The organism is Pseudomonas sp. 5.2 (assembly GCF_059025405.1).
Window position 1 is genome coordinate 184928 of record NZ_JBYBHH010000008.1, and the last position, 12059, is coordinate 196986.

General features: G+C 61.5%; 9 protein-coding genes. 5 read left to right on the plus strand and 4 right to left on the minus strand.

Annotated elements, in window-relative coordinates:
- Positions 1–77: 77 nt before the first annotated feature.
- Both AC5PZ0_RS14750 and acs read right to left on the minus strand, forming a co-directional pair.
- On the minus strand, positions 78–863 hold the full coding sequence (locus tag AC5PZ0_RS14750) for an ABC transporter substrate-binding protein (protein ID WP_027593089.1): 786 nt from the start codon (positions 861–863) through the stop codon (positions 78–80).
- Between the two features lie 606 nt (positions 864–1469).
- Positions 1470–3431, minus strand: a complete 1962-nt coding sequence (acs, locus tag AC5PZ0_RS14755) for an acetate--CoA ligase (RefSeq protein WP_027593090.1) — start codon at positions 3429–3431, stop codon at positions 1470–1472.
- A 408-nt stretch (positions 3432–3839) separates the two neighbouring features.
- Between acs and AC5PZ0_RS14760 the strand changes: the two genes are divergently transcribed.
- A complete protein-coding gene (locus AC5PZ0_RS14760; protein WP_027593091.1) occupies positions 3840–4094 on the plus strand; it encodes a DUF2790 domain-containing protein in 255 nt (84 codons plus the stop codon).
- 72 nt (positions 4095–4166) lie between these two features.
- Here AC5PZ0_RS14760 and AC5PZ0_RS14765 read toward each other — a convergent pair whose 3' ends face one another.
- Complete coding sequence (locus tag AC5PZ0_RS14765) at positions 4167–5726, minus strand: sigma-54-dependent phenylalanine hydroxylase transcriptional regulator PhhR (RefSeq protein ID WP_027593092.1); 1560 nt, start codon at positions 5724–5726, stop codon at positions 4167–4169.
- Between the two features lie 256 nt (positions 5727–5982).
- On the opposite strand from AC5PZ0_RS14765, the gene phhA reads away from it, so the two are divergent.
- The 4 genes from phhA (at position 5983) to AC5PZ0_RS14785 (ending at position 8878) form a co-directional block, all read left to right on the plus strand.
- Positions 5983–6771: a phenylalanine 4-monooxygenase gene (phhA, locus tag AC5PZ0_RS14770; RefSeq protein ID WP_493855251.1), complete on the plus strand. Its 789-nt coding sequence runs from the start codon at positions 5983–5985 to the stop codon at positions 6769–6771.
- 37 nt (positions 6772–6808) lie between these two features.
- Positions 6809–7165, plus strand: coding sequence for a 4a-hydroxytetrahydrobiopterin dehydratase (locus tag AC5PZ0_RS14775; RefSeq protein WP_027593094.1), 357 nt, complete (start codon positions 6809–6811; stop codon positions 7163–7165).
- A gap of 289 nt (positions 7166–7454) precedes the next feature.
- Positions 7455–7583, plus strand: a complete 129-nt coding sequence (locus AC5PZ0_RS14780; RefSeq protein ID WP_256214942.1) for a hypothetical protein — start codon at positions 7455–7457, stop codon at positions 7581–7583.
- A 95-nt stretch (positions 7584–7678) separates the two neighbouring features.
- Entirely contained in the window at positions 7679–8878 is a 1200-nt protein-coding gene (locus tag AC5PZ0_RS14785) for an MFS transporter (RefSeq protein ID WP_493855252.1), read from the plus strand.
- 119 nt (positions 8879–8997) lie between these two features.
- Here the strand turns inward: AC5PZ0_RS14785 and ydiJ are convergent, their stop codons facing one another.
- Complete coding sequence (gene ydiJ / locus AC5PZ0_RS14790; protein ID WP_493855253.1) at positions 8998–12018, minus strand: D-2-hydroxyglutarate dehydrogenase YdiJ; 3021 nt, start codon at positions 12016–12018, stop codon at positions 8998–9000.
- Positions 12019–12059 lie beyond the last annotated feature (41 nt).

Below are 12059 nucleotides of genomic sequence, written 5' to 3' on the forward strand. Positions count from 1 at the left end.
CGACCTAGAGAATGAAAAATGGTGCAAACCTCAGAGCCTCTGCTGTTTGCACCATTGCACAGGTTTAACCCGACGTCTTACTTCGAGTCTGGACCGTAGATATCGAAATTGAAGTACTTGGCTTCGATTTGTTTGTACTTGCCGTTGGCACGGATGGCGTCGATGGCCGCGTTGATGCGGTCGACGTTGGCCTTGTCGCCCTTGCGCACGGCAATGCCGATGCCGTCACCGAAGTACTTGGCGTCGGTGAATGCGGGGCCTACGAACGCGAAGCCTTTGCCAGCGTCGGTCTTCAGGAAGCCATCTTCCAGCAGGGTGGCGTCAGCCACGGTGCCATCGAGGCGACCGGCCGCGACATCCAGGTAGATTTCGTTCTGGGTGCCGTAAGGGACCACGGTGGCACCTTTGGCGCCCAGTACTTCCTTGGCGAAGCGGTCATGGATCGAGCCACGCTGCACGCCGATCTTCTTGCCCTGCAGTTCGTTGAGGCTGTCGCTGACGGTGGTGCCTTCCTTCATGACCAGGCGCGCTGGGGTCAGGTAGTAGCGCTTGGTGAAGTCGACCGATTTCTTGCGGTCTTCGGTGATCGACATCGACGACAGGATAGCGTCGATCTTGCGCACCTTCAGTGCCGGGATCAGGCCGTCGAACTCTTGCTCGACCCAGGTGCACTTGGCTTTCATCTCTTCACACAGGGCATTGCCGATGTCGTAGTCGAAACCGGCGATGCTGCCGTCGGGCTGCTTGAAGGCGAAGGGTGGGTAAGCGGCTTCGATGCCGATTTTCAACGGTTTTTCATCGGCCTGCGACACCAGGGAAAACACGGACAGCGCCAGGGCGCCAAGCAGTGCGAGCTTCTTCATCAGGTAACTCCATCGGTACGGGGCAATACAAGGCAGGGTAACAACTGCCCGATATGCGAATGGGTACAACGCGAGCCGCGCAGGGTTCGACCAAGGCCGCAGACCACGAGCGAGTGAGTGGCATTTTAACGACAGCCCGGTAGTCGATATTTCTTCAAAGCGACAACTACTTACAGAAGCGCTTGAAACCACTGCGGGCGATGTTGACAGCCATTGCAAAACATGCAAAGGCGCAAGGAAAATAACCTATAGACCTAGCAATTACTGGGCCTATTATTCGCAAAGCCTTGTACGACGGCAAGTGTAGCGTGCTGTGTTGCAGAAAATGGCTCGGCGAACGCACCGAAACAGGTCATGACTGTTTCCGCTCGCCCCGTGCCTGTGCGTAATCGGTGACAGAAGAGTTACCGATGAATGTCGGGTAACAGTAAAGCAAAAAACCCCGCCGGTTGCCCGTGCGGGGTTTCTACTTGGAGGGGACTGCGCTGCAGTCCAATCGCCGGCAAGCCGGCTCCCACAGGTTCGGCGGTGCTCCTGAAAACTCTGCGCCCCCTGTGGGAGCCGGCTTGCCGGCGATAGGGCTGCAAGGCAGCCCCGCTCATAGCATCAGGCCGTAGCCAGGTTCATGGCCTTGTGCGTGTCGATCAGATGCTGCACCACACCCGGGTCCGCCAGGGTCGAGATATCACCCAGCGAGCCGTATTCTGCCGTGGCGATCTTGCGCAGGATACGCCGCATGATCTTGCCCGAGCGTGTCTTCGGCAACCCTGGCGCCCACTGGATCACATCCGGCGAGGCAATCGGGCCGATCTCCTTGCGCACCCAGTTCTTCAGCTCCAGGCGCAATTGCTCGCTAGGCTCCACGCCGGCATTGAGGGTGACATAGACATAGATGCCCTGGCCCTTGATGTCGTGCGGCACGCCCACCACTGCCGCTTCGGCAACCTTGGAATGGGCAACCATGGCGCTTTCGATCTCGGCAGTACCCATGCGGTGGCCAGACACGTTGAGCACGTCGTCAACACGCCCGGTGATCCAGTAGTAGCCATCCTCGTCGCGGCGCGCGCCGTCGCCGGTGAAGTACATGCCCCGGAAGGTTTTGAAGTAGGTGTCGACGAAGCGGTCGTGGTCGCCATACAGCGAGCGCGACTGGCCCGGCCAGGAATCGAGAATCACCAGGTTGCCTTCGGCAGCGCCATCGATCAGGTTGCCCAGGTTATCCACCAGCGCCGGCACCACGCCGAAGAACGGACGGGTCGCCGAACCCGGCTTGAGACCAGTGGCGCCCGGCAGCGGGCTGATCAGGATGCCGCCGGTCTCGGTCTGCCACCAGGTGTCGACGATCGGGCAACGCTCCTTGCCGACGGTCTTGTAGTACCAGTTCCACGCTTCGGGGTTGATCGGCTCGCCGACCGAACCCAACAGGCGCAGGCTGGAACCATCAGCACCCTCTACCGCAGCCTGCCCTTCGGCCATCATGGCGCGGATTGCGGTCGGTGCGGTGTAAAGGATATTGACCTTGTGCTTGTCGACGATCTTCGACACACGGGTGATGTCCGGGTAGTTCGGCACGCCTTCGAACAGCAAGGTGGTGGCGCCGTTGGCCAGCGGGCCGTAGACGATGTAGCTGTGGCCGGTGACCCAGCCAACGTCGGCGGTGCACCAGTAGACTTCACCTGGGCGGTAGTCGAACACGCGCTCGTGGGTCAGCGCGGCGTAAACCAGGTAACCCCCGGTGGTGTGCAGCACGCCCTTGGGCTTGCCGGTGGAGCCGGAGGTGTAAAGGATGAACAGCGCTTCTTCAGCGCCCATCTCTTTCGGCGCGCAGTGGCTGGAGGCCACTTTCATCAGGTCTTCGTACCAGATGTCGCGGTGTTGGTGCCAGGCGATATCGCCACCGGTGCGCTTGCACACGATGATCTTCTGCACGCTGCTGGTCTCAGGGTTGGTCAGCGCCAGGTCGACGTTGCCTTTGAGCGGCGTACGGCGCCCGCCACGCACACCTTCGTCGGCGGTGATCACCACCTTGGACTTGCAGTCGATGATTCGGCCAGCCAACGCCTCAGGGGAGAAGCCGCCGAATACCACCGAGTGGATTGCACCGATGCGGGCACAGGCCAGCATGGCGACCACGGCCTCGGGGATCATCGGCATATAGATAGTCACCACATCGCCACGGTGCACGTCTTGGCCACGCAGGGCGTTGGCGAACTTGCAGACCTGCTCGTGGAGCTCGCGGTAGGTGATGTTGCGGTGCTCGGAAGGGTCGTCGCCCTCCCAGATAATCGCCAGTTGGTCGCCACGCTCTTCGAGGTGACGGTCCAGGCAGTTGGAGGAAACGTTCAGAGTGCCGTCGGCAAACCACTTGATATCGACATGGTGGTCATCGAACGAGGTCTGCTTGACCTTGGTGAACGGCTTGATCCAGTCGAGACGCTGGGCCTGCTCGCGCCAGAAGCCGTCCGGGTTGATCACCGATTGCTGGTACATGGCCTTGTAGGTGGCCTCGTCGGTCAGGGTAGTGGCCGCAACCTCGGGACGAACGGGATACAGTGGAGCCGCACTCATCTGTGTTACCTCGGTGTAATAGTTGTTTTTGTATGGAACCGTTTGTAACTGTACCAGAGCGGCAAAAGCCATTCGACGTTGGTAGTAAAGCAGCGGATTTTGGTACTGACGTACGAGCAAAGCGCTCTAGTACGCGGCTCGCAGCCCTGGGCAGAAAGAATCGCGGTTTTTTTCGCGCGATTGTTACGGATTCTGTCAAAACACTTTATCAAAAGTCCCACTGTTTCAGCGGTTGCCACCTGCCTAGAATTCATCTCGCCAACAACGGCAAGGCGATTAACTTCTGGCAACAGCCCCCACGAAGGCAAGCGTTAATCACCCGCTAAATCCCGATCGTTAAAACTAGCAGTACTCGCGGCGCCACAAGCGCCGCGCACCCCCTCACGACCTTAGACAGGTAAATAGAAAATGAAAGCGTTACTGGTATTGGTACTTGGCAGTCTTTGCGGCGCGGCAATGGCCGGCGAAGCAAACGATGCCGAGCAGATTCCGGTTGAACAGTACAGTTACTCGCAGCACTTGGACATTGCCCGCGTCATCTCCATGAGCGAAGTGCCCAACGTCTGTGAAGTCGTGCCCGCCCGCATGACCTACGAGGACTCCCAGGGCCAGAAGCACATTCTTGAATACCGCGTGATGGGGAACGGTTGCTCTAACGGCTAACCCTTGAGATCGGGGCCCCGCTGGGGCCCTTCGCGGGTTTCCCCGCGAACAAATAAACCCAGTCGGCTGGCATTATTCAGTTGACTTGCCCAACGCATAATCCCGCAACTTATTGGCAATCGTGGTGTGCGAAACACCCAGTCTTTTGCCCAGTGCGCGACTACTTGTAAATTCCCCCATCAAACTTTCCAGCACGGCTTTTTCAAAACGGCCGACAATCTGTGAAAGGTCCCCTTCCAATGAAAACTCCCCCAACGGCTGCCGCACACCGTAGTCCGGCAACCGTATATGTTCGCTTTTAACTACACCGCCTTCACATAACGAAACCGCCTGAAACAATACGTTCTCCAGTTGCCGTACGTTGCCTGGCCAGTGGTACTGGCTTAGTTTATCCATCGCGGCCGGTAATAACCGTGGCAAGGCGCAGCCGATCTGCCGGCTGGCCTGGTCGAGAAAGTGCTGCACCAATCCTTCCAGCCCGTCCATGCACTCACGCAATGGGGGAATGTGCAGCGACAGCACGTTGAGGCGATGGTACAGGTCCTGGCGGAACTCACCGCGCGCGCACAGCTCGGACAAATCCACCTGGGTGGCGCAGATCACCCGCACATCCAGGTACACCTCTTCATCACTGCCTACGCGGCGAAAGCAACCGTCCTGCAGAAAGCGCAGCAGTTTCACCTGTAAACGCGGGCTCATCTCCCCTACCCCATCAAGGAACAGCGTGCCGCCGGCCGTCAGCTCCAGCAGGCCCAGCTTGCCCTCGGCCCGCGCACCCTCGAAAGCACCCGGCCCGTAGCCGAACAGCTCGGTCTCGGCCATGGATTCTGGCAACCCCGCACAATTGAGCGCCATGAGCGGCGACTGCCCGCGCGGGCTGGCCAGGTGGCAGGCACGTGCCAGCAACTCCTTGCCGGTACCGGTCTCCCCTTCGATCAGCAAAGGGGCATCCAAGGGCGCCATGCGCCGTGCCTCGCGCACCACCGCCGCCATCACCCGCGAGCTCTGGAAGATACTGTCAAAACCGCGCAGCTCCTGCTTGCGCACGTTGTAGATGCGCTCACCGATACGATCCGCGCGGTGCAGGGTCAGCACCGCGCCGGCCAGCGCCTCGCTGTCGTCATGCTCGGATTGCAAGGGGGCGATGTCGGCGAGAAACACATCCCCTTTTACCTTGACCCGCAGGCCATTGATGCGCGACTTGTTGGCGCGCACCAACTCGGGCAGGTCGAAGTCTTCCACATAACGCGCCAGCGGCATGCCCGGCACCTCGTCGACGCGCACCCCGAGCAACTGCGCCGCAGTGCGGTTGGCGGCGACGATGCTGCCGCCCATGTCGATCGACAGCACCGGAAAGTCCAACGCACCTAGCAACGCATTTAGCTCCATGTGCCGGCGCTCGCTGGGCATCAAGCCGACGCGTTTGACGCCGAACACCCCGGCAATGGCTTCAAACTTGGGCCGCAGTGCCTGAAACTGCAGGTTGATCAGGTTCGGGCAGTGCAGGTAGATGGCGTTGCCATGGTCGCCGCCCACCTCACCACGCAGTACGTTGATGCCGTACTCCACCAACAGGTTGAGGATGTCGCGAAGGATGCCGATGCGGTTCTGGCAATGCACTTTGATACGCATGAACGCTCTCGAAGCGCCGAAGTTTTTCAACCCGACGCAGAAAATTCGTAAAGATAAGCTGACAAAAACCCGTAAACCATCAGCCCTTTGCCCCGGATTTTCCGACACCTACGCCTTTTTGTAAAATTATCGTTACGAACCAGGGCCGATCCTGGCCCCAGGTGGCCACCCTACCCCAGTGCAAATCGGGCAATGAGGGGATATTCCTTAGGTATGTCGTGGACATAACAAGAAAAGCCCTCACCAGGAGAGCCACATGAAACAGACGCAATACGTGGCACGCGAGCCCGATGCGCATGGTTTTATCGACTACCCGCAGCAAGAGCATGCGGTGTGGAACACGCTGATCACGCGTCAGCTGAAAGTCATCGAAGGCCGTGCCTGCCAGGAATACCTGGACGGCATCGATCAGTTGAAGCTGCCCCACGACCGTATCCCGCAATTGGGCGAGGTCAACAAGGTCTTGGGCGCCACCACCGGCTGGCAGGTTGCCAGGGTGCCAGCGCTGATCCCCTTCCAGACGTTCTTCGAACTGCTGGCCAGCAAGCGCTTCCCGGTCGCCACGTTCATCCGCACGCCGGAAGAACTCGACTACCTGCAGGAGCCCGACATCTTCCACGAGATCTTCGGCCACTGCCCGCTGCTGACCAACCCGTATTTCGCCGAATTCACCCACACCTACGGCAAGCTCGGCTTGGCTGCGACCAAGGAACAGCGCGTGTACCTGGCGCGCCTGTACTGGATGACCATCGAGTTCGGCCAGATGGAGACCCCGCAAGGTCGCAAGATCTATGGCGGCGGCATCCTCTCTTCGCCGAAAGAAACGGTCTACAGTCTGTCCAACGAACCGGAACATCAGGCGTTCGACCCGATCGAGGCGATGCGCACGCCGTACCGTATCGACATTCTGCAGCCGCTGTACTTCGTGCTGCCGAACCTCAAGCGCCTGTTCGACCTGGCCCATGAAGACATCATGGGCATGGTGCAGCAGGCCATGCAGTTGGGCCTGCACACCCCCAAGTTTCCACCCAAGGTTGCTGCCTGAAGCCACCTGATAACAACTCGAACTGGAAAAAGACACCATGAATGCCTTGAACCAAGCCCACTGCGAAGCCTGCCGCGCCGACGCCCCGAAAGTCAGTGACGAAGAGTTGGCCGAGCTGATTCGCGAAATCCCGGACTGGAACATCGAAGTGCGTGACGGCCACATGGAGCTGGAGCGCGTGTTCAAGTTCAAGAACTTCAAGCACGCCCTGGACTTCACCAACGCCGTGGGTGAAATCGCTGAAGCCGAAGGCCACCACCCCGGCCTGCTGACCGAGTGGGGCAAGGTCACCGTGACCTGGTGGAGCCACTCGATCAAAGGCCTGCACCGCAACGACTTCATCATGTGCGCGCGCACCGACAAGGTCGCCGAGACGGCCGAAGGCCGTAAGTAACAAGCGAAAACGGGGCCGCTGTGCGGCCTTTCGCGGGCAAGCCCGCTCCCACAGGTACCGCGCAAGCTTCAGCTGTTCGCGCCTCCTGTGGGAGCGGGCTTGCCCGCGAAAGGCAGCGCAGCGGCCCCGTTTTTTGTAAGGCAAATGTCCGCTATTCGCCCGTAAAACCGACAAACGAACGGGAAAAATTTCAAACTGTCATCCAGACTGCTGTATCCTGCCCCAGCTTTTTAAAGCCCCACACGCGCCTGGCGCAGCCTTTTCACTCACACTTGCGAGGAACGACGAGATGCATGAAATCCCGAATCTTCCCTTCCCAAGCCTGAACCCAGAAGAGCAAACCGTTACCGTCCATGCCGAGCCGACGCCTGCCGTCGATCAGGATGGTGACGATCAATCCAGCGCTGACCAGGAATAACTGCGCATCCCCCGACTGTGTGAAAACGGCTGACCTGCGGGCCACCCCCGTCATCACGTTTTCACACCGTCCAGAACTCTGCCACGAAGGCCCCCATGCCCCACTCACCGCGCCCTCTTGCGGTCACCCTGCAAGTCGTCTCCATCGTCCTCTTCACCTTTATTGGCTACCTGAACATCGGCATCCCCCTGGCCGTATTGCCCAGCTATGTGCATAACGACCTGGGCTTCAGCGCCGTGGTCGCTGGCCTGGTGATCAGCGTGCAATACCTCGCCACGTTGCTCAGCCGCCCGACGGCCAGCCGCATCATCGACAACCTCGGCAGCAAGAAGGCGGTGATGTATGGCCTGGCCGGTTGTGGGCTCAGCGGCGTATTCATGCTGGCTTGCGCCTTTCTCACCCACCTGCCCTGGCTGAGCCTGACCTGCTTGCTGATCGGCCGCCTGGTGCTGGGCAGCGCCGAAAGCCTGGTGGGCTCTGGCGCGATCGGCTGGGGCATCGGCCGAGTGGGCGCTGAGAATACCGCCAAGGTCATCTCCTGGAACGGCATTGCCAGCTATGGCGCTCTGGCCATTGGCGCGCCGCTGGGGGTGCTGATGGTCAAGACACTGGGGCTATGGAGCATGGGCGTGAGCATCATGCTGCTGTGCGCGGCCGGCCTTCTGCTGGCCTGGCCCAAGCGCGCGGCGCCCATCGTCAGCGGCGTGCGCCTGCCATTCCTGAGCGTATTGGGCAAGGTGTTCCCGCATGGCTCAGGCCTGGCCTTGGGCTCGATCGGCTTTGGCACCATCGCCACGTTCATCACCTTGTACTACGCCAGCCGCGACTGGCCGAATGCCGCACTGACCTTGAGCCTGTTCGGCGCCAGCTTCATCAGTGCCCGCTTGTTGTTCGGCAACCTGATCAATCGCATCGGTGGTTTTCGCGTGGCGATCGCCTGCCTTTCGGTGGAGACCGTGGGGTTGTTGATGCTGTGGCTGGCCCCCAGTGCCGAGCTGGCATTGGCAGGTGCGGCACTGAGTGGGTTTGGTTTTTCGCTGGTGTTCCCGGCGCTGGGCGTGGAAGCGGTGAACCAGGTGTCGGCGGCCAACCGCGGCGCTGCGGTTGGCGCGTATTCGCTGTTCATCGATTTGTCGCTGGGGATTACCGGCCCGCTGGTGGGCGCAGTGGCGGCGGGGTTCGGGTTTGCTTCGATGTTCTTGTTTGCGTCAGGGGCTGCGGCGTGCGGGCTGGTGTTGAGCCTTTACCTGTACAGGCAGGCGCGCCGGGCTCGGGATACCCTGCAGCAGTCCTGATTATGCAGTGGCTGTACCGGCCTCTTCGCGGGCAAGCCCGCACACAGGAATCACCACAACCGTCAAGTCAACGGTCTCCCTGTGGGAGCGGGCTTGCCCGCGAAGAGGCCGGTGCAGGTTTAACGCTGCGCGTACTGCAACACCACTTCCAGCGGATGGCGCATCTGCCGTTCGGTCATGCGCTTGACCTGGCTACGGCACGAATACCCCGTCGCCAGCGGCTCGTCTTGCTTGTCCAGCTTGGTCGCCCAGGACTGCTCGAAGATGGTCCGCGAGGTCTCCTGGTTTCGCGCTTCATGCCCATAAGTACCGGACATGCCACAGCAACCCGTAGCCTCGGTCACCAGCTTCAAGCCCAGGCGGGCAAACACTTGCTCCCATTGCCGGGTGCTGGCCGGTACGTTGGTCTTCTCGGTGCAGTGCGCCATCAGGCGGAAGCTGCCAGCATTGGCAGCCGCTTGCTCGGGCAATGCATCCATCAACCATTCCTGCGGCAACAGCACCTTCGGGCAGTCTTCCAGGCCTGGTACCTTCTGGTACTCCTGGCGATAGACCAAGGTCATCGCCGGGTCCAACCCCACCAGCGGTACACCACAATCGGCCAGTGCCTTGAGCTGGGTGCCATTACGGATCGCCGCCTTGGCGAACGCGCCAAGGAAGCCCTGTACGTGCAGCGGTTTGCCGTTGGCACTGTACGGCGCCAGGAACACCCGGTGGCCAAGGCGGTGCGCCAGGTCGATGAACGCGGCCAGCAGCGGCGTCTCGAAGTAACGGGTGAAGGCATCCTGCACCAGCACGATGCTGCGCTCACGCTGGGCCGGGGTCAGCTCGCGCAGCGCTGGCACGCTGGCCACGCCAACGCGGCAGCGGGTCAGGGTCGCCTGGAAGTTGAAACGGCTGATCAGCGGGCTGTCGACCATGCCGACCTTGTCGGCCAACAGCTTGCTCACCCACTTCGAGCCCATCACCGCGTTATACAGCCCCGGCGCATGCGCCAGGTACGGAATGGTGAACTCCAGCGAACCGATCAGGTAATCCCGCAATGGGCGCTGGTAGCGGCCGTGGTACAGCTCGAGAAAACGCGAGCGGAAGTCCGGCACGTTGACCTTGATCGGGCACTGCCCCGCGCAGGACTTGCACGCCAGGCAACCGGCCATGGCGTCGTAGACCTCGTGGGAGAAATCCGCCTGCCCCTGGTCACGCCCGCGGTTGTTGCGCAGCCGTGCCGGCAGGCCCTTGAGCCAGGACACCTTGTTACGCGCTGCCGCCAGCACGTCGATATCCGCCGCGCCTTGCAAACGCAGCCACTCACGCATCAACGAGGCACGGCCCTTGGGCGAATGCTGACGCTCTCGGGTGGCCTTCCACGACGGGCACATGGCATCGTTGGGGTCGTAGTTGTAGCAGGCGCCATTGCCGTTACAGTGCACAGCGCTGCTGAAGTCCTGCCAGACACGCTCGTCGATGGTGCGGTCGAGGTCGCCGCGCAAGGTCACGCCATCGACCCGGGTCAGGCCTTCGGCGCTGTCGGGTGGGGTGCAGATCTTGCCGGGGTTGAGCTGGTTGCGCGGGTCGAAAGCGCCTTTCAGGCGCTGCAGCGCCGGGTACAGCTCGCCAAAATATTCGGGCACGTATTCTGAACGCAGGCCCTTGCCGTGCTCACCCCACAGCAGGCCGCCGTAGCTTCTGGTCAGCGCCGCCACGGCATCGGAGATCGGCTTGACCAGCGCGGCCTGGGCCGGGTCTTTCATGTCCAGCGCCGGGCGCACGTGCAGTACACCGGCATCGACGTGGCCAAACATGCCATAGGCCAGGCCGTAGCCATCCAGCAATGCGCGGAAGTCGGCGATGTAGTCGGCCAACTGCTCCGGCGGTACTGCGGTGTCTTCCACGAACGGCTGCGGGCGCACCTCGCCCTCGACGTTGCCCAGCAGGCCCACCGAGCGTTTACGCATGGTGTAAACGCGGGTGACCGCCTCGGCGCCCTCGGCCAGGGTGTGCCCCAGGCGCTCGACGCTGGTGTCGTTTTCCAGGTGCTGGATGAACGCCTGCACCCGTGCATTGACCTCGTCCGGCTGATCGCCGCAGAACTCCACCAAGTTGATGCCCAGGGTCGGGCGCTCGGGGTCAGCCGGGAAATACTCGGCCACGCTGTGCCAGACGATGTCCTTCATGGCCAGCATCAGCACCTTGGAGTCGACCGTTTCGATCGACAGCGGCTTGTGCGCCATCAGCGCATTGGCGTCACGCAGGGCGTCCATGAAGCTGGTGTAGCGGACGTTGACCAGTACCGCGTATTTCGGGATCGGCAGCACATTGAGCTTGGCTTCGACCACGTAGCCCAGCGAGCCTTCCGCGCCGCACAGCACGCTGTTGAGGTTGAAGCGCCCCTGTTCATCGCGCAGGTGTGCCAGGTCGTAGCCCGTCAGGCAGCGGTTGAGCTTGGGGAAGGTGCTTTCGATCAGCTCGGCCTGGGTTTCCTGGATCTCGCGGGCCACGCGGTAGACCTCGCCAACCCGGCCAGGCGCGGCGCAGGCCTGCGCCAGCGCAGCGTCATCGATGGGCAGGCTGTGCAGGCGCTCACCACCGAGCAGCACGCTGTGCAGTTCGAGCACGTGATCGCGGGTCTTGCCGTAGGTGCAGCTGCCCTGGCCGCTGGCATCAGTGTTGATCATGCCGCCAACAGTGGCGCGGTTGGAGGTGGACAGCTCAGGGGCGAAGAACAGCCCGTGGGGCTTGAGCGCGGCATTGAGCTGGTCCTTGACCACACCGGCCTGGACCCGCACCCAACGCTCCTCGGCGTTGATTTCGAGGATGGTGTTCATGTGCCGCGACAGGTCGACGACGATGCCATCGGTCAGCGACTGGCCGTTGGTGCCGGTGCCGCCGCCACGCGGGGTCAGCTTGACCTGGGCAAAGCGCGCCTCGGCCATCAGCGTGGCGACCCGCGCCACGTCATCGGCGTCACGCGGGAACACCGCTGCCTGGGGCAGGCGCTGGTAAATCGAGTTGTCGGTGGCCAGCACGGTACGGGTGGCGTAATCGGCACTGATCTGGCCACGGAAGCCGCTGTTACGCAGGGCCTCGAGGAATTCGGGGTAGTTGGCGGTCGGTGCACTGGTCGGCAGCTGGGCGATCATCGACGGATGGCCTCTTGATATGGGCTAATTCACGGAAAACC

Coding starts and splice junctions, on each gene's coding strand:
- AC5PZ0_RS14750 (WP_027593089.1), bottom strand. CDS start 863: ATGAAGAAGCTCGCACTGCTTGGCGCCCTGGCGCTGTCCGTGTTTTCC.
- acs (WP_027593090.1), bottom strand. CDS start 3,431: ATGAGTGCGGCTCCACTGTATCCCGTTCGTCCCGAGGTTGCGGCCACT.
- AC5PZ0_RS14760 (WP_027593091.1), top strand. CDS start 3,840: ATGAAAGCGTTACTGGTATTGGTACTTGGCAGTCTTTGCGGCGCGGCA.
- AC5PZ0_RS14765 (WP_027593092.1), bottom strand. CDS start 5,726: ATGCGTATCAAAGTGCATTGCCAGAACCGCATCGGCATCCTTCGCGAC.
- phhA (WP_493855251.1), top strand. CDS start 5,983: ATGAAACAGACGCAATACGTGGCACGCGAGCCCGATGCGCATGGTTTT.
- AC5PZ0_RS14775 (WP_027593094.1), top strand. CDS start 6,809: ATGAATGCCTTGAACCAAGCCCACTGCGAAGCCTGCCGCGCCGACGCC.
- AC5PZ0_RS14780 (WP_256214942.1), top strand. CDS start 7,455: ATGCATGAAATCCCGAATCTTCCCTTCCCAAGCCTGAACCCAGAAGAG.
- AC5PZ0_RS14785 (WP_493855252.1), top strand. CDS start 7,679: ATGCCCCACTCACCGCGCCCTCTTGCGGTCACCCTGCAAGTCGTCTCC.
- ydiJ (WP_493855253.1), bottom strand. CDS start 12,018: ATGATCGCCCAGCTGCCGACCAGTGCACCGACCGCCAACTACCCCGAA.